Source organism: Phreatobacter sp. AB_2022a, from assembly GCF_026847585.1.
GTDB lineage: Bacteria > Pseudomonadota > Alphaproteobacteria > Rhizobiales > Phreatobacteraceae > Phreatobacter.
In genome coordinates, this window is sequence record NZ_JAPSET010000020.1 from 68,064 (window position 1) to 85,627 (window position 17,564).

The window sequence follows — 17,564 nt, forward strand, 5'->3', positions numbered from 1 at the left end:
AGGGCCGGCGTTTGCGCCGGCCCTTTTTTCTCCATTTCGGGCGGGTTTGATTCCCGCGCCAAAAAGCCCATTTTGAGGGCGAACCGAATCGGAGCCCTTTGCGCGCCATGGCAGACCGCGAGACCATCAGCCAGCCGAGCCTTGCCGAACGGGCGATGGCTGCGCGCGGCGGACAGGCCGCGGCGGGCTATCTGGCCAACCTCAATCCCGAGCAGCGGGCGGCGGTCGAGACGATCGACGGCCCGGTTCTGGTGCTGGCCGGGGCGGGAACCGGCAAGACCCGGGTCCTGACCACCCGCATCGCCCATATCCTGGCAAGCCGGCGCGCCTTTCCGAGCGAGATCCTGGCGGTGACCTTCACCAACAAGGCCGCGCGCGAGATGAAGGAGCGCATCGGCCAGCTCGTCGGTGAGGCGGTGGAAGGCATGCCCTGGCTCGGCACCTTCCACGCGACCGGCGTCAAGATCCTCAGGCGTCATGCCGAGCTGGTCGGGCTGAAGCCAGGTTTCACCATTCTCGACACCGACGATCAGATCCGCCTGTTGCGCCAGCTGATCCAGGCCGAAAACATCGACGAGAAGCGCTGGCCGGCGCGGGTGCTCGCCGGTGCCATCGACGGCTGGAAGAATCGGGCGCTGACCCCCGACAAGGTGCCGGCCGGCGAGGCCGGGGCCTATGCCAACGGGCTCGGCCTCAAGCTCTACACCGACTACCAGGACCGGCTGAAGGTGCTGAACGCCGTCGATTTCGGTGATCTTCTGCTGGAGACCATCCGGCTGTTCCGCGAGAATGCCGACGTGCTCGCGCAGTATCAGCAGCGCTTCAAGTTCATCCTGGTCGACGAGTACCAGGACACCAATGTCGCCCAGTATCTCTGGCTGCGGCTGCTGGCCCAGCGCCAGGAAGGCCGGCGGCAGAACATCTGCTGCGTTGGCGACGACGACCAGTCGATCTATGGCTGGCGCGGCGCCGAGGTCGACAACATCCTGCGCTTCGACAAGGATTTTCCCGGCGCGACCGTCATCCGGCTCGAGCGCAACTACCGCTCGACCGGCCATATCCTGGCCGCCGCGTCCCATCTCATCGCCCATAACGAGGGCCGCCTCGGCAAGACGCTGTTCACCGACGGCGAGGACGGTGCCCGCCCGACCCTGACCTCGGTCTGGGATTCGGAAGAGGAGGCGCGCTCGATCGGCGAGGAGATCGAGCAGCTGCAGCGCCAGGGCCATGCCCTCAATGAGATCGCCATCCTGGTGCGCGCCTCGTTCCAGATGCGCGAGTTCGAGGACCGTTTCATCACGATCGGCCTGCCCTATCGTGTCATCGGCGGTCCGCGTTTCTATGAGCGGCTCGAGATCCGCGATGCGCTCGCCTATCTGCGCTGCGTGGCGCAGCCCTCGGACGATCTTGCCTTCGAGCGCATCGTCAACACGCCGAAGCGGGGCCTCGGCGATGCGACGCTGCAGCTCCTGCACGACCACGCCCGGGCGGAAAACGTGCCGCTGATGCAGGCGGCGCGCGTGCTCACCGAGACCGAGGAGCTGAAGCCTAAGGCGCGCAACGCGTTGAAGGGCCTGATCGAGGCCTTCGACGGCTGGTCGGCCAAGCTCGACGCGCTGCCGCACCAGGAGCTCGCCGAACTGGTGCTGGACGAGAGCGGCTATACCGAGATGTGGCAGAAGGACCGCACGGCGGAAGCGGCCGGGCGGCTTGAAAACCTGAAGGAACTCGTCCGCTCGATGGAGGAGTTCGAAAATCTTGGCGGCTTCCTCGAACATATCGCCCTCGTCACCGACGCGCGCGGCGATGCCGAGAGCGAGGATGCCGTCTCGATCATGACGCTGCATTCGGCCAAGGGCCTCGAGTTCGAGACCGTTTTCCTGCCCGGCTGGGAGGAAGGACTGTTCCCGCACCAGCGTTCGCTCGACGAAAGCGGCCGGGCCGGCCTCGAGGAAGAGCGTCGGCTCGCCTATGTCGGCATCACCCGCGCCCGCCGCAATGCGCGCATCTATTTCGCCGGCAACCGGCGCATTCACGGCCTCTGGCAGTCGACGGTGCCGAGCCGCTTCGTCAACGAGCTGCCCGAGAACCACGTGACCATTGCCGAGGGGCTCGGCACATCGGGTTACGGCGGCATGGGCCGCGGCGGCTTCGGTGAGAGCCGGTTCGACAAGGTGGGCTCCTTCGCGTCGACCTATGCGACGCCCGGCTGGCAGCGCGCCCAGGCGCAGAAGACGCTGGCCGATGCCGCCGGCCGATTCACCGGCCGTTCCGGCAGCCAGGCCTTCGGCTCGACCTTCGCCGAGGGGCGCGGCGGCTTCCAGGGCCGGCTCACCGAACGCGGCGGCCGCGGCCGCACAATCGAGGGCGAACTCATCGCCAAATCGACCGGCGAACCCTCGCGCCACAAGGTCGGCGACCGGGTGTTCCACCTGAAGTTCGGCTACGGCGAGGTGGTCGCCGCCGACGGCAACAAGCTCACCGTGCAGTTCGACAAGGCCGGCGAGAAGAAGGTCGTCGACAGCTTCGTCGAGGCGGCGTGAGCGGGTAATCGAGGATTGCATCGCACAATACATCTGCGCCGAAGATTGATTGCGCTCGGGTTTTTGTCCTCACATAAACGGATCCCTTTACCTCTCAGATCTGACCGCAGAATTGAGAGTAGTCTATTGGTTGGCACCCATCGATTCGAGGACCAACCATGCTGCGCAGCAGTCGCGACATCATCCGCCGTCTCGAGCTGGACGGTTGGGTGCTGGTTGGCGGGAAGGGCTCGCAAATTTCGGCATCCAGCGAGCGGTAAGATCGTTGTCGTGCCTCATCCGAAGAAGGATCTCGGAAAGGGGCTCGTCGACAGGATCTACAAGGCAGTCGGCTGGACGCGGGACTGACCTTGGCGCATCATCGACCCATGATCCACTATCTCGCGATCGTCGAGGATGCAGGGCCGGACCAGGCTGTCGGCCTCTGGTTTCCGGATCTGCCGGGCTGCTTCTCGGCCGGTGATACGGTCGAGGAGGCCATGCTGAACGCGCGCGAGGCGGTCGCGTTCTATCTCGAAGACTTCGTGAGCGAAGGACGATCATTGCCGCAGCCGCGCTCGCTCGCCGAGATCAAGGCCGATCCGGCGCATGCGGACGACGTGGCAAACCATATCATCGCCTTGATCCCATTCGATCCGCCGCCGCATCGGATCGCTGCCGAGTAGCGGGCTGGCCTGCCGTCACGTGAGGTGACAGGTCCGCCGCAGGCGACTAAGAAGCGCCATGCTCGAAGGCCTGCACCCGACCTCGCCCACCCACCTGATGCGTCTCGAAACCTCGGAGCGCGCCGCTCGGCGCGTCGGCGACATCATTTCCGAGAGCTTCGACCCGGCCGAGACCGCCGTCGCCGCCTTCGAGGCGCCGGATGGCCAGATCTGGCTGGTGGAGGTGTTCTTCCGCGAGGCGCCGGACGAAGCGGCCGTGCGCGAACTTGTCCGGGTGGTGGCGGGCGAGGCGGTGGCGGCAAGCGTCACCTTCCATGCCATCGAGAGCAAGGACTGGGTGCGCACCTCGCTCGACGGGCTCAAGCCCGTGGTTGCCGGCCGCTTCACCGTCTATGGCTCCCACGACCGCGACCAAGTGGCGATCAATGCCATTCCGATCGAGATCGAGGCGGCGCTCGCCTTCGGCACCGGCCATCACGGCACGACGCTCGGCTGCCTCCGGGCGATCGACGCGCTGGCCAAGCAGCGCCGCGCCTTCCGGCCGCTCGACGTCGGCACCGGCACCGGCGTCCTCGCCATTGCCGCGGGGCTGCGCCACCGGGTGGCCGTGCTCGCCTCCGACATCGATCCGGTCTCGGTCGCCGCCGCGCGCGACAATGCCGTGCTGAACCGGGCCCGCCCCTATGTTCATGCCATCCATGCCGCAGGCCTCAAGGACGCCCGTTTCCGCAACGGCGCGCCTTACGACCTGGTGCTGGCCAACATCCTGCCGCGCCCGCTCGTCGGTCTCTCGACCGATCTTGTCCGGCTGGTCGCGCCCGGCGGCACGGTGGTGCTGTCGGGCATCATCCCGCCCCATGCCAACATGGTCATCTCGGCCTATCGCGCGCGCGGCCTGAGGCTCGTCTCGCGCCAGCTGATCGAGGGCTGGGTGACGCTGACCATGCGCCGCGGCCGATGAAAAAATGACCGGGCTCGGACGCGTCCGGCGACTTGCCGGCCGCCGGGCGCAATGATCAACTCCGCTCCTGCGGAGAGACGTCAGATGATGCGCATCGCCCTTCGGATCGCCAAGTGGTCGGGGCTTTTCCTGGTTTTGGCGGTGGTCACCCTGGCGGGCAGCGCCGTCTGGTACTGGCGCGCGGTGGAACCGCAGATCTCCGGCACGGTCGCGTTGCCCGGCTTCGACAAGCCGGTCGAGATCATCCGGGACAAGGAAGGGGTCGCCCACATCTTCGCTGCGAGCGAGGCCGACGCCGCCGCCGCGCTCGGCTTCGTCCATGCCCAGGACCGGCTCTGGCAGCTGGAGATGAACCGGCGCATCGCCGCCGGCCGTCTCTCCGAAATCGTCGGCGAGCCGGGGCTGGAGACGGATCGCTTCCTGCGCACCATCGGCATCCGCCGCACGGCGGAAGCGATCTACCGCAATCTCGATGCCGAAACCCGCGCGCTGCTGCTCGCCTATTCGCGCGGCGTCAACGCCTTCCTGGAAACCAGCCGGGCGCCGCTGCCGCCGGAATTCCATCTGCTCCGCGCTCCGGCGCCCGAGCCCTGGTCGCCGATCGATTCGATCGGCTGGTCGCTGATGATGGCGCTCGATCTCGGCGGCAACCTGTCTTCGGAAATCATGCGCCTGAGGCTCGCCCAGGCCGGCATGCCGATGGCGCGGATCGGCGAGATCCTGCCGCCCTATCCGGGCGAAGCCTGGCCGGCGCTTGCCGACTACACCGCGCTCTACCGCCAGCTCGGCGACCAGACGCGGCGTGCTGCAGCGGCGATCGACGCGCTCGGCCTCGGCCTCGAAGGTGTCGGTTCCAACAATTGGGTCGTGTCCGGCGCGCGCAGCGAAACCGGCCGGCCGCTGCTCGCCAACGATCCACATCTCGGCCTGTCGGCACCGGCGCTCTGGTATTTCGCCAGGCTTACCTCGCCGTCCGGCACGGTCATCGGCGCGACGCTGCCGGGCACTCCGGGCGTCATTCTCGGGCGCAACGAGCGCATTGCCTGGGGCTTCACCAACACCAATCCGGACGTCCAGGATCTCTATATCGAGCGCATCGACGGCCGCGATCCCGATCTCTACGAGACGCCCGGCGGCTGGCAGCGCTTCGAGCGGGTGGAGGAACGCATCCGCGTGCGCGGCAGCGCCGACCACGTCATGACGGTGCGCATCGGCCGGCATGGGCCGATCATTTCGGACGGCGCCTCGCGCGGGGCGACCTCGGCTGCGCCGCGCGGTTTCGCGCTGGCGCTGAAATGGACGGCACTGAACCCGGACAATCTGACCGTGCAGGCGGCGGCTCGCCTCAACAGGGCGCGCAACTGGGACGAGTTCCTCGCCGCGGTCCGGCATTTCCAGTCGCCGCAGCAGAACATCGTCTATGCCGATGTCGACGGCAATATCGGCTTCATCGCCGCGGGCCTCGTGCCGGTACGCAAGCCTGACAACGATCTGCGCGGCCTGTTCCCGGCGCCGGGCTGGGACGCCCGCTACGACTGGGCGGGTTATGTGCCCTTCGAGGCGCTGCCGCGCGCGTTCAATCCGCCCGAAGGCTTCAGGCTCAGCGCCAACGAGCGCATCGTGCCCGACAGCTATCCGTTTTTCCTCACTTACGAATGGGCTTCGCCCCATCGCGCCGACCGCATCCGCGAGCTGCTCGCGACGCGCGACAAGCATTCCCTGGACAGTTTCCGGGCGATCCAGGCCGACCATCGCTCCAATGCCGTGCGCGAGCTCCTGCCCCTGCTGCTCGCAGCGCCGCCCGCGGGGCCGCGTGAACGGGCGATGATCGAGCGGCTGCGCGGTTTCGACGGCACCATGGCAATGGAGCGGGCCGAACCGCTCGTCGTCACGGCCTGGATGCGCGAACTGACCCGGCTCGTCTATGCCGACGAGCTGGGGCCGGACCTCTTTGCCGACTATTGGGATCAGCGCCAGGTGTTCATGAAGGCCGTCCTGGAGAATCAGGGCGGCCAGGGCGCCTGGTGCAACCGCCGCGGCTCGGCCGAGCCGGTGACCTGCGAAAGCCTGGTGCAGCGAGCGCTGGTTCTCGCGCTCGACGATCTCGAGAAACGTTATGGAGCCGACGCCGCACAATGGCGCTGGGGCCTCGCGCATGATGCTCGCTCCGAGCATCGGCCGTTCGCGCGCGTTTCAGGGCTCGCCCGCTTTTTCGACGTGCGCGTTGCCGTGCCCGGCGACACCTATACCGTCAATGTCAATCGCCACACGATCCGCAATGCCGCGGAGCCTTTCGTGTCGCACCATGCGGCAAGCCTCAGGGCACTCTATGACCTCGGCGATCCCGAGCGGTCGGTGTTCATCCACTCGACCGGCCAGTCGGGCCTGCCGACCTCGTCGCTCTACAGCAATTTTTCGGCCCGCTGGGCGCGGGTCGACTACATCCCCATGCGCACGCGCCGGGCCGACATCCAGCGTGACGCGCTGGGGATCCTGACCATCCAGCCGCGCTGACCATCCGCGTCATTGCGGCCGGAAGCGGCTCGACGAGTGCTGATGGGCGATGCGCCAGGCGCCGTCGCGCTTGACCAGAACGAAGGTGTAGCGTCCGGGGATCGAAATCGCGCGTCCGTCCGGCAGCATGGCCGACGCTTCCTCGTAGCCGGTCGCCAATACCGTATCGCCGGCGAGTTCCTGCAGCGTCGTATCGCCGAAGGCGATCCTGGCGCGTGCCTTCAAGGGCGCGGCGAAATAGCGGCGCAACGCTTCCTCGCCAATGATCAGGGTGGAGCTGACCAGGCCGTGCACGGTGGCATCCGGCAGGTAGAACCGCGCGACCGCGTCGGCATCGCCCGCGTTAAAGGCGGCCTCCCAGGCCGCCAGCGTCGCCTGCGCCTCGTCCTTCGGGCCCGCTTCAGCGGCGAAGGGCACGAGCGCCATCAGCGCGGCCGCGGCAAGGGACGAGGTCCAGCTCGATGGCATGGCATGACATTCCGTTGATGTTTGGGGACGGCGAGGCCGGATGCGCTGCGATGCACGCGGCATCGGCGCGGGCGGGGGAGCTTTTGCGGCCCAAGTCCTTACAAACGGTTGCAGTGAACGATTGAACACGGTTTCAAGGCCGTTTCCGTGCGGCCGCGACATGCTTCAATGACCACGGCTGGCCTGTGGAACACAGGCGATCGGATAGGTCCGGAAGGAATCGCCGCATCGGTTGCAGGCCTGCCCATCGGCTCCGGCGCGATCGAATGTCGGGAGAAACGCGGACTTGGGAGCCGCTTGCGCCACAATCGGCGCCGCGTGCGCCGCTCCCTGCACGTTCCTGAAATGCAACTTATGCGTGCGATTGGCGCGGCGGCGCACCACGGCAACCGCCGTTTAACCACGATCTGCAATTCGGCGGAATCGAGGCCGCCGGCCGCGCGAATCCCCGCCGGTGCTTGCGGTCGGGAGGCGGCAGCACGGCGCGTGGTGACGCGTTCAGCGTGGCGGGCTGCCGTTGCCGTCGCCCAGCACACGCTGCATCAGCACGGTATCGACCCAGCGGCCGAGCTTGAAGCCGACGGACCGGAGCGTGCCGGCCGGCTGGAAGCCCAGCCGGCGGTGCAGGGCGATCGAGCCGCTGTTGCCGCTGTCGCCGATGACCGCCAGGATCTGGCGCCACGGGCCGGTCTCGCAGCGGGCGATGAGGGTTCCGAGCAGCCGCGTGCCGATGCCCTGGCCGCCGAGGCCGTCGGCGACATAGACGGAGTCCTCGATCGTATGGCGATAGGCCGGGCGTGGCCGGTAGCTGGTCGCGTAGCTGTAGCCGACGATCCGGCCGCCCCGTTCGGCGGCGAGATAGGGAAGCCCGGCGGCGAGCACGGCGCTGCGGCGCGACAGCATCTCGTCCACCGAGGGCGGCGTTTCCTCGAACGTCGCGAGACCATGCAGGACATGATGCGCGTAGATCGCCTGCACTGCCGCCATGTCTTCGGGCCGGGCGTCGCGGACCAGAATGTCGGAGGCCTTCGTCGCGTCGTTCAGCGTCATGTCCGTTCCTTCAAGGCTGGCGCCATCATGGCTTCCTATCATGGTGCGCAGTGGCCGGAGACCCCTGGCCGTGACCGTGCCGCGCGTCAGTCCGACATCGGCGAGCAGGCGGTCGTCGAGTTCGCGCAGCGCCTGGTATTGCGCCAGGCGCGAGTGCGGCGAGGCGACGAGATAGCGTCCCACCTCCACCGCGATTCCGGCCAGTCGTTGCGGCAGCCACGCCATGATCCGTCAACCGGTTGGGCCGGTCTCGACGCCGGCAAACCAACCTTGCATCCGCCTCACCCATAATGGAAGCTTCTGGAAATTATTCGCTGCATAAGGATTTGTTTGAGATGAGCGGATTGAGCCTCGACCAGCTCCGACGCTTCGCCGATGTCGTCGAGCTCGGCAGCTTTTCGGCCGCGGCGGAGCGCGCCGGGATCAGCCAGCCCGCCGTCAGTCTCGCGGTGCGCCAGCTGGAAAAGCGGCTCGGCAGCCGCCTTGTGGAGCGTGTCGGCCGGCGGGTCAGGCCGACCGCCGCCGGCAGCGAGCTGATGGCCCACGCCGCGCGCATCGACGATGTCGTCGCCGCCATGCTCGACGGCATGGCACGCCATGCCTCGGGTACGGTCGGCCGGGTGCGGCTAGGCACCGGCGCGACCGCCTGCATCTACCTCCTGCCGCCGATCCTCAGGGCCCTGCGCCAGCGCCTGCCCTCCATCGAGATCACGGTCAGTACCGGCAACACGGCCGATGTGGTGAAGGCGGTGGAGGACAATCTCCTCGACATCGGCCTCGTCACCCTGCCGGTTTCCGGTCGGATGCTGGAAACGCTGCCGGTCTGCGAGGACGAGTTCGTCGCCATTCAGGCGAGCGACGGGCCACCCCTGCCGGCAACCGTGACCGCCGAAGCCCTGTCGCGGCTGCCCCTGCTGCTCTACGAGCCGGGCGCCAATACCCGGCGGCTTGCCGACGAATGGTTCGCCCGTTCGGGCATCCGGCTGCAGCCGGTCATGTCGCTCGGCAGCGTCGAGGCGATCAAGCAACTGGTCGCGGCCGGTCTCGGCGCGGCGATCCTGCCCCGCCTGTCGGTGCCGGACGACGCCGCGGACGGCCTCGTCGTCCGCTCGCTGACGCCCAGGCTGTCGCGCCGGCTCGTCCTGGTGCTGCGGCGCGACAAGCCGCTCGGCCGGGCGCTCAAGGCGATGATCGAGGCGCTGACCGGCGCAGGCGACGGTCCGCAGGGCGCCGCTCAGCCCGCCCTCGGATAGCGCGCGCTCGGCGTCCGCATGGTGACGAGCTCTTCCGCGGCGGTCGGGTGGACCGCCATGGTCGAATCGAAGTCTTCCTTGGTGGCGCCCATCTTCACGGCGATGCCTGCGAGCTGGATCATCTCGCCCGCATCCGGCCCGCAAATGTGCACGCCCAACACCTTCTGCGTCTCGCCGTCGACCACGAGCTTCATCAGCATGCGCGTGTCGCGGCCGCTCAAAGTGTGCTTCATCGGCTTGAACGTGGCCCGGTAGATGTCGACGGCCCGGCCGGAGGCGCGGGCAGCGGTCTCCGTGATGCCGACCGTGCCGATCTCGGGCTCCGAGAAGACGGCGGTCGGAATGTTGGCATGGTCGGCCGCCCAGCGCTTGCCGCCGAACACCGTGTCGGCGAAGGCATGGCCCTCGCGGATCGCGACCGGCGTCAGGTTGACCCGGTTGGTGACGTCGCCGACGGCGTAGATCGAGGCGACCGACGAGCGGCTCTCGGCGTCGACCTTGACCGCGCCGATCTCGTCGAGCGCGACGCCCGCCGTGTCCAGGCCGAGGCCGGCCGTGTTCGGCCGCCGGCCGATGGCGCCGAGCACGAGGTCGGTCGCGATCGGGGCATGGCCGTTGCGGAAATGCACGGTGAAGCCGTCGCCGGTCTTGTCGATGCGGCTGAACGTTTCGCCCATGACGAGGGTGATGCCCTTCTTGGCATATTCGGCCATGAGATGGTCGCGCAGGTCCTCGTCGAAGCCGCGCAGGATCTTTTCGCCGCGATAGACCAGCGTCACCTTCGTGCCGAGCCCGGCGAACACGCCGGCGAATTCGACCGCGATATAGCCGCCTCCGGCAATGACGATATGGTCGGGGCGTTCGGCAAGATGGAAGACCTCGTTCGAGGAGATCATGTGCTCGCGGCCGACCAGCGTGTCGTCGTCGGACGGCCAGGCGCCGGTCGCGATCAGGATGGTGCCGGCGGTCACCGTGCTGCCGTCGGCGAGGCGGACGCTGTGGGGCCCCGTCACCACGGCGCGCTGGGGCACGATCTCGACACCGGCCCGCTCCAGATTGGCGCGATAGGCCGCCTCCAGCCGGGCGATCTCCTTGTCCTTGTTGGCGATCAGCGTCGCCCAGTCGAAACGGGTCTCGCCGACGGTCCAGCCGAAGCCGCGGGCATCCTCGAAATGTTCATGATACTGCGAGGCATAGACCATCAGCTTCTTCGGCACGCAGCCCCTGATCACGCAGGTGCCGCCGACCCGATATTCCTCGGCGATCTTGACCTTGGCGCCATGACCGGCCGCGATCCGGGCGGCGCGGACCCCGCCGGAACCGCCGCCGATGACGAACAGATCGACATCATGGGCCATGGCTTCATCCTCTCGCATCGAACGCCCGTCTCAATGGGTCTCGTCCGGCCCGGGCGCGTGCCGAATCTGGAAACACAGGCAGGAACATAACGATCGGAACGCTCTGGCGACAGATCGCCCGTCCCGCAGGACAGGTCCGGCATGCGCGTGGCGCGGCGGACCCTTGGGGCGCCGAAATACGGGTTACCCCTCTATGGCCGCCCCTGGCCGGGACGGCGAAAGTCGACCAACGATTCAGGGAGGATATGATGAGCGTCTTGACGCGAAGGCAGGCCGTCGCCGCGTCTGCGGCCGGCCTTGCTGCCATGTTCGGTTCCTCGGCGCTGGCCCAGGCGATGCCCGAACTGAAGCTGCTCGTCCCGGCCGCGCCCGGCGGCGGCTGGGACCAGACGGCCCGGACGATCCAGTCCGTCCTCACCGGCCAGCAGATGGTGCGCTCGGTGCAGGTGACGAACGTGCCGAGTGCCGGCGGCATGAACGGCCTCGCCCAGTTCGTCAACGGCTTCAAGGGCGATCCGACCGGCCTCCTGGTGTCCGGCTTCGTCATGGTCGGCGCCATCCTCATGAACAAGTCGCCGGTGACGCTCGGCGACGTGACGCCGATCGCGCGCCTCACCGGCGAATGGCAGGCGCTGGTGGTCGCGCAGAATTCGCCGATCAAGTCGGTCGCCGATCTCGTCAACGCGATCAAGGCCGACGTGACCAAGGTGAGCTGGGGCGGCGGCTCCGCCGGCGGTGTCGACCACATTACCGCTGCCGCCTTCGCCAGCAAGGCTGGCGCCGACGGCTCCAAGGTCAACTACATCGCTCATTCCGGCGGCGGCGAGGCGCTGGCCGCGATCATTTCCGGCCGGGTGACGGTCGGGGTCAGCGGCATCGGCGAGTTCGAGCAGCACGTCAAGGGCCGCCGGCTGCGCTGGATCGGCATCGCGGCGCCGAAAGGCACCGCCGGCCTGCCGGGGGCGACCCTCGCGGATGCCGATTTCGACCTGGTCGTTCAGAACTGGCGCGGCGTCTTCGGCGGGCCCGATCTGAGCGACGCGCAGCGTGCGAGCCTGACCAAGGTGGTGAGCGACATGGCCAAGTCCGAGGCCTGGGCGAACCAGCTGGCACAGAAGGGCTGGGAGAACACCTATCTCGACGGTCAGGCCTTCGCGACCTTCCTTGCCGACGAGGTCAAGCGGGTCGACGCCGTGCTGCGTCAGGTCGGACTGGTGAGGACCTGATGGAGGAGGGCCGTCGCGCCGGGCCCGACCGGGCCGTCATCGCCATCGGCATCGGGCTGATCGCGGTCGCCGCCGTGGTGCTCTGGCAGTCCTGGGAACTCAGGGCGAGTTTCGGCAACCAGGCCATCGGCCCGCAAATGGCGCCCTTCGCCGTCTGCATCCTGCTGGCCGTGCTCGGCGGGCTCACCATACGCGAGGGCCTGCGCGGCGAGGTGCCCGCGCGCGAGGACGACGACTGGGGCGCGGTCTTGTGGATCGGCGGCGGCCTCGCCGCGATGATCGGCCTGATCAAGACGGCGGGTTTCGTGCCGGGGGCCGCCGTCCTGTTCGCGGCGACGGCGCGGGCTTTCGGCTCGGCCCGCACGCTCGTCGATCTCTTGGTCGGCGCGGCGCTGGCGCTCGTCGTCTATCTCGGCTTCGTCCGCCTGCTCGGCCTGACCCTGCCTTCGGGCTTTGTCGAAACCCTGTTCTGAGCGCCAAGCGAATGGAAACTTTCGACGCCCTGCTCAATGGCCTTGCCATCGCGGCCCAGCCGTCCAACCTCCTGTTCGCGCTGATCGGGGTCACGCTCGGCACCGCCGTCGGGGTGCTGCCCGGCATCGGCCCGGCCATGACGGTGGCCCTGCTCCTGCCCGTCACCTTCAAGATGGATCCCGGCGGCTCGCTCATCATGTTCGCCGGCATCTATTACGGCGGCATGTATGGCGGCTCGACCACGTCGATCCTGCTCAATACGCCGGGCGAAAGCGCCTCCATCGTCACCGCGCTCGAGGGCAACAAGATGGCCCGCGCCGGCCGTGGCGGTCCGGCTCTCGCGACCGCCGCCATCGGTTCCTTCGTTGCCGGAACCCTGGCCACGGCGCTGCTGACCCTGCTCGCGCCGAGCCTGGCCGAGATCGCCATCTCCTTCAGCTACGAGGACTATTTCGCGCTGATGGTGGTGGCTTTCATCACCGTGTCGGCCACTTTCGGTTCGTCGCGCCTGCGCGGTATCACCTCGCTCGCCGTCGGCCTGACGCTCGGCCTCGTCGGCATCGACAAGCTCACCGGCCAGACGCGCCTTGCCTTCGGCGTGCCCGACCTGCTCGACGGCCTGGAGGTGACGACGGTCGCCGTCGCCATGTTCGCCGTCGGCGAGGCCATGGCGGTGGCGGCCTCGCGCGGACGGGCCGGCAGCGAGACGGTGGAGGCGATCCGCGGTTCGCTCTGGATGACGGCGGAGGACTGGCGGAGGTCCTGGAAGCCTTGGCTGCGCGGCACGGCCTTCGGCTTCCCGATCGGCGCCTTGCCGGCGGGCGGCGCCGAAATCCCGACCTTCCTCTCCTACGCCACGGAAAAGAAGCTCAGCCCCCATGCGGAGGAGTTCGGCAAGGGCGCCATCGAGGGCGTGGCGGGGCCGGAAGCTGCCAACAATGCTGCGGCCGCCGGCACGCTGGTGCCGCTCCTCACCCTGGGCATCCCGACCACCGCCACCGCAGCGATCATGCTGGCCGGCTTCCAGCAGTACAATCTGCAGCCGGGGCCGCTGCTCTTCGTCAATTCGCCCGACGTCGTCTGGGGTCTCATCGCCTCGCTGTTCATCGCCAATGTCATGCTGATCGTGCTCAACCTGCCGCTGGTCGGCGTCTGGGTGCGGCTCCTGATGATCCCCCGCCCCTGGCTCTATGGCGGCATTCTCATGTTCGCGACGGTCGGCGTGCTGGCGGCGAAGGGCTCGCTGATCGAGCTCGCCTGCGTCCTGGCGCTCGGCCTTCTCGCCTTCCTCATGCGCCGGTTCGACTATCCGATCGCGCCGGTCATTGTCGGCATGATCCTCGGCCCGATGGCCGAGACGCAGCTGCGCCGGGCGCTTCAGCTGTCGAACGGCGATCCGACCGTGCTCGTCACCAGCCCGGTTTCGGCGGCGCTGCTGGCCCTTGCCGCCATCGCCCTGCTCGGCCCGCTGCTCTGGCGGAAGCTCGGCTGGACCATGAAGGCGGATGAAGACTGATCCGCGCCGCCTGCGGCAAAAAAGAAGGCCGGCGCAAGGCCGGCCTTCGATCCGATAGCGTTGCGTTCCGCCGGTGGCCGGCGTCCCGGCTCAGAGCCGGATGCCGCGCTTCTGGAACTCCTCGCGGAAGCGCTGGACGAGGTCGCGGGTGACGACCTGGCTCCACTGCTGCGACCGGGCAAAAGTCTCCTCCATGATGGAGGGCACCGTGCGCACCAGCTTCTGGCCTTCGGCCGACTGGTAGAAGGCCAGGATCCGCTTCAGCTCGTCGAGGGTGAAGCGCTGGGCATAGGCCACCGAGATCGACTGGATCAGCTCGTTGACGCGCGGCTGGAACTCGGTCTTGAGCTGCTCGCCGACCTCGTTGAACTGGCGGCCGAGATCGGGATTGGTCGGCAGGAACATCGCCTTGGCCTGCTCGATGAAGGCCGGGATGACGTTCTCGAACGAGGTCGAGGCACCCGACAGCTCGACCACCTGGCGGGCGAGCGCGACCTGCTCCGCCGAGGGCTGCGGAGCCTGCGGCTGGGCGGCCGGCGCCTGGGCGATCAGCGCACCCGGGCGCTGGACAGGTGCATTCTGCGCCAGGACGGCGGTCGGCGCAGCCATGGCGGCGGCGGCCAGCGCGGCAGCGGCGAACGAACGGGCGAACATCAAAGAACTCCTCGAGAGAGCGAACGGCCGCAAGAGGCCACGGCTGCGTCGGCGTTAGACACGTCCTACGACCTCCGCGCCGCCAGGGGAAGCAATGATCGCAAAACTGGCAAGACCGATGAACAATCCGTGCTCAACGACGCCTGGCACGGTGTGAAGGCGGGATGCGAGCCCGGCCGGATCGGGAATCCTGTCGCAGGCCGCATCCAGGATCATGTGACCGCCGTCCGTGACGAAAACATGGCCGTCGGAGGTTTTGCGCAGATTCAGCGGGCCCGGGCAGCCGGCCTCGGCGAGCACCCGGGCGATCGCCCGTTTCGTCGCTTCCAGGCCGAAGCCGTTGACCTCGATCGGCAGGGCGAAACGGCCGAGAGTCTGGACCTGTTTGGAGGCGTCGGCAATGACGATCATGCGCCGCGAGGCGGCCGCGACGATCTTTTCCCGGAGCAGCGCCCCGCCGCCCCCCTTGATCAGGTTGAGCTGAGGATCGATCTCGTCGGCGCCATCGACGGTCAGGTCGAGCTCAGGCGTCTCGTCGAGCGTCGTCAGCGGCACCCGCAGGCTTTCGGCCTGCCGGCGCGTCACTTCCGACGTCGGCACGCCCACGACCTTCAGGCCGCCGGCGACCCGCTCGGCGAGCAGGTCGACGAAATGTTTGGCGGTCGAGCCGGTGCCGAGGCCGAGACGCATGCCGTCCTCGACGAAGGACAGCGCCTTGGCGGCGGCATCGCGCTTGAGAGCCTCGGGATCGCTCATGGGCAGGGGTCCGGGTGAAACGTGCCAAGGCGGATAGCGCGGCCGGCTGCGAAGGTCCAGTGTTTAGAGCGGTTCCATCGGCCTGATGGCCGATGCCGCCGCCCGCCGTGGCCGGCCGTCCACAGATGTCGCGCGCCTCACCCGGCAGGGCAGGTCAGAAGTCGACGACGTCGAGCCGCGGGGCGGCGTTCGGGCTCATCACGGCAAGGTCGGGGCCGGGCAGCGCCGTGCCCGGGTCGCGGAAGCGGTTGACGATCGGATAGCGGCGGTCGCGGCCGAAATTGCGCGCCGTCACCTTGACGCCCGGAGCTGCCTGGCGCCGCTTGTATTCGGCGATGGCGAGAAGCCGCTCCACCTTCTTGACCGTCTCCAGATCATAGCCTTCGGCGGCGATCGAGGCGACCGACGCCTCCCTTTCGACCAGGCGTTCGAGGATCGCGTCCAGGACGTCATAGGGCGGCAGCGAATCCTGGTCCTTCTGGTTCTCGCGCAATTCCGCGGATGGCGGCTTCACGATGATGTTGGCGGGGATCACCTGACCGTCGGGGCCGAGCGCGCCGTCCGGCTTCCAGCGGTTGCGCAGCGCGCAGAGGCGGAACACCTCCGTCTTGTAGAGATCCTTGATCGGATTGTAGCCGCCGTTCATGTCGCCATAGATGGTGGCGTAGCCGACCGACATCTCGCTCTTGTTGCCGGTCGTCACCACCATCGCGCCGAACTTGTTGGAGATCGACATGAGGATGGTGCCGCGGGCCCGGCTCTGCAGGTTTTCCTCGGTGATGTCGCGCTTGGTACCCTGGAACAGCGGATCGAGCGCCGCTTCGAGACCCTTCACCGCGTCGGCGATCGGCAGCACGTCGTAGCGCACGCCGAGCGCCCGGGCGCAGGCGAGGGCGTCGGCGAGCGATTCCTCCGACGTGTAGATATAGGGCAGCATCACGCAGTGGACGCGGCCGGCGCCGAGGGCATCGACGGCAATCGCCGCGCACAGCGCCGAATCGATGCCTCCGGACAGGCCGAGCACCACGCCGGGAAAGCGGTTCTTCTCGACATAGTCGCGCAGGCCCAGCACGCAGGCCTGGTAGTTGGCCTCGTCGCCGCTGGCATGGCTCTCGATCGGTCCGGAGACGCTCCAGCGCCCGCCGCTCTTTTTTGCCTCGACGATGGCGAAGGCTTCCTTGAACGCCGGCAGCTGCAGCGCGAGCTTGTGGTCGGCATTGACGGCCAGCGAGGCGCCGTCGAAGACGAGCTCGTCCTGCCCGCCGACCTGGTTCAGATAGATCATCGGCAGGCCGGCTTCGGCAATGCGCGCGACGATCGCGTTCATCCGCTCGTCATAGACGCTCTCGCGATAGGGCGAGCCGTTCGGCACGATCAGCAGCTCCGCGCCGGTTTCCGAGAGGGTCTCGACCACGTCGGGCGCCCAGATGTCCTCGCAGATCGGCACGCCGATGCGGACGCCGCGGATGTTGATCGGTCCGGGCAGCGGTCCCGGCGCGAAGACGCGCTTCTCGTCGAACACCGAATAGTTCGGCAGGTCCACCTTGTAGCGCACGGCCTGGATCAGGCCGGCGTCGCAATAGACCGCGGCATTGTAGACATGGCCGCCGTCGGCCCAGGGGGTCGTGACGATCAGGGCCGGTCCGCCATCCGCCGTCTCGCGGGCGAGCGCCTCGGTCGCCTGCCGGCAGGCCGCCTGGAAGGCCGGCTTGAGCACCAGGTCCTCCGGCGGATAGCCGGAGATGAACAGCTCGGAGAAGACGAGGAGGTCGGCCTTGCCCGCCGCGGCTTCGGCGCGCGCCGCCCGGGCCTTGGCGAGATTGCCGGTGACGTCGCCCATCACCGGGTTGAGCTGGGCGATCGCGATGCGGAGCGAGGAGGGAGGCTGGGACATGAGGTCATGATGTAGACCGGGGCCGGGCCGTTCTCAATGCCGCAGCGGTCTTGCGGCTTTGCGTTGGCCGAAGCCCGCCTCGTCTTGACGTGGCCGGACATGTGATTAACGCGGCGGTAACCTTGATGATCCATGAATGAGCTGTTCGGCATTGGTCGCTGCGGCCGATTCCGGCGCTGGAGGAACAGGTCATGGCAAGGCGTGCATCGGCCGCTTTGGGAGCGACGGCGCT

15 protein-coding genes and 1 pseudogene are annotated in these 17,564 nt (G+C 68.0%); 9 read left to right on the top strand and 7 right to left on the bottom strand.

The features are described 5' to 3' along the window. Positions 1-107: 107 nt before the first annotated feature. From OZ671_RS16095 to OZ671_RS16115, 5 genes are all read left to right on the top strand, one after another. The gene (locus OZ671_RS16095) at positions 108-2,543 is read left to right on the top strand and encodes an ATP-dependent helicase (RefSeq protein ID WP_442957090.1); all 2,436 of its coding nucleotides are present in this window, start codon (positions 108-110) and stop codon (positions 2,541-2,543) included. A 270-nt stretch (positions 2,544-2,813) separates the two neighbouring features. Beyond that, entirely contained in the window at positions 2,814-2,891 is a 78-nt protein-coding gene (locus tag OZ671_RS31970; protein WP_328286372.1) for a hypothetical protein, read from the top strand. Between the two features lie 20 nt (positions 2,892-2,911). Continuing rightward, positions 2,912-3,208, top strand: a complete 297-nt coding sequence (locus OZ671_RS16105; protein WP_038304979.1) for a type II toxin-antitoxin system HicB family antitoxin — start codon at positions 2,912-2,914, stop codon at positions 3,206-3,208. Between the two features lie 58 nt (positions 3,209-3,266). Next, positions 3,267-4,169 carry a 50S ribosomal protein L11 methyltransferase gene (locus tag OZ671_RS16110; RefSeq protein ID WP_268861686.1) on the top strand — a complete coding sequence of 301 codons (903 nt, stop codon included), beginning with the start codon at positions 3,267-3,269 and terminating at the stop codon, positions 4,167-4,169. An 84-nt stretch (positions 4,170-4,253) separates the two neighbouring features. Beyond that, positions 4,254-6,683 carry a penicillin acylase family protein gene (locus OZ671_RS16115; RefSeq protein WP_268861687.1) on the top strand — a complete coding sequence of 810 codons (2,430 nt, stop codon included), beginning with the start codon at positions 4,254-4,256 and terminating at the stop codon, positions 6,681-6,683. Positions 6,684-6,692: 9 nt separating this feature from the next. Here the strand turns inward: OZ671_RS16115 and OZ671_RS16120 are convergent, their stop codons facing one another. The 3 genes and pseudogenes from OZ671_RS16120 to OZ671_RS16130 all read right to left on the bottom strand — a co-directional run. Next, positions 6,693-7,151, bottom strand: coding sequence for a YybH family protein (locus tag OZ671_RS16120; protein ID WP_268861688.1), 459 nt, complete (start codon positions 7,149-7,151; stop codon positions 6,693-6,695). A gap of 498 nt (positions 7,152-7,649) precedes the next feature. Continuing rightward, complete coding sequence (locus OZ671_RS16125) at positions 7,650-8,201, bottom strand: GNAT family N-acetyltransferase (protein ID WP_268861722.1); 552 nt, start codon at positions 8,199-8,201, stop codon at positions 7,650-7,652. Between the two features lie 81 nt (positions 8,202-8,282). Further along, positions 8,283-8,426, bottom strand: a pseudogene (locus OZ671_RS16130) (DUF1127 domain-containing protein); the annotation flags it as partial. Between the two features lie 110 nt (positions 8,427-8,536). Here OZ671_RS16130 and OZ671_RS16135 point away from each other — a divergent pair. Then, positions 8,537-9,454: a LysR family transcriptional regulator gene (locus tag OZ671_RS16135; RefSeq protein WP_268861689.1), complete on the top strand. Its 918-nt coding sequence runs from the start codon at positions 8,537-8,539 to the stop codon at positions 9,452-9,454. Here OZ671_RS16135 and gor read toward each other — a convergent pair. Continuing rightward, on the bottom strand, positions 9,436-10,812 hold the full coding sequence (gor, locus tag OZ671_RS16140) for a glutathione-disulfide reductase (protein WP_268861690.1): 1,377 nt from the start codon (positions 10,810-10,812) through the stop codon (positions 9,436-9,438). The two genes, OZ671_RS16135 and gor, sit on opposite strands and share 19 nt — an antisense overlap. 248 nt (positions 10,813-11,060) lie before the next feature. On the opposite strand from gor, the gene OZ671_RS16145 reads away from it, so the two are divergent. Genes OZ671_RS16145 through OZ671_RS16155 form a run of 3 tightly spaced genes read left to right on the top strand, consistent with a single transcriptional unit; the run spans position 11,061 to position 14,028 of the window. Beyond that, positions 11,061-12,038, top strand: a complete 978-nt coding sequence (locus tag OZ671_RS16145; RefSeq protein ID WP_268861691.1) for a Bug family tripartite tricarboxylate transporter substrate binding protein — start codon at positions 11,061-11,063, stop codon at positions 12,036-12,038. Further along, on the top strand, positions 12,038-12,511 hold the full coding sequence (locus tag OZ671_RS16150) for a tripartite tricarboxylate transporter TctB family protein (RefSeq protein ID WP_268861692.1): 474 nt from the start codon (positions 12,038-12,040) through the stop codon (positions 12,509-12,511). Before OZ671_RS16145 ends, OZ671_RS16150 begins: the two co-directional genes overlap by 1 nt. 11 nt (positions 12,512-12,522) lie before the next feature. After that, positions 12,523-14,028, top strand: coding sequence for a tripartite tricarboxylate transporter permease (locus OZ671_RS16155; RefSeq protein ID WP_268861693.1), 1,506 nt, complete (start codon positions 12,523-12,525; stop codon positions 14,026-14,028). Positions 14,029-14,118: 90 nt separating this feature from the next. Here OZ671_RS16155 and OZ671_RS16160 read toward each other — a convergent pair whose 3' ends face one another. From OZ671_RS16160 to OZ671_RS16170, 3 genes are all read right to left on the bottom strand, one after another. After that, on the bottom strand, positions 14,119-14,682 hold the full coding sequence (locus OZ671_RS16160; RefSeq protein ID WP_103169519.1) for a DUF2059 domain-containing protein: 564 nt from the start codon (positions 14,680-14,682) through the stop codon (positions 14,119-14,121). A 54-nt stretch (positions 14,683-14,736) separates the two neighbouring features. Further along, positions 14,737-15,438, bottom strand: a complete 702-nt coding sequence (rpiA, locus tag OZ671_RS16165) for a ribose-5-phosphate isomerase RpiA (protein WP_268861694.1) — start codon at positions 15,436-15,438, stop codon at positions 14,737-14,739. A 154-nt stretch (positions 15,439-15,592) separates the two neighbouring features. Then, a complete protein-coding gene (locus OZ671_RS16170; protein WP_268861695.1) occupies positions 15,593-17,332 on the bottom strand; it encodes an NAD+ synthase in 1,740 nt (579 codons plus the stop codon). Positions 17,333-17,564 lie beyond the last annotated feature (232 nt).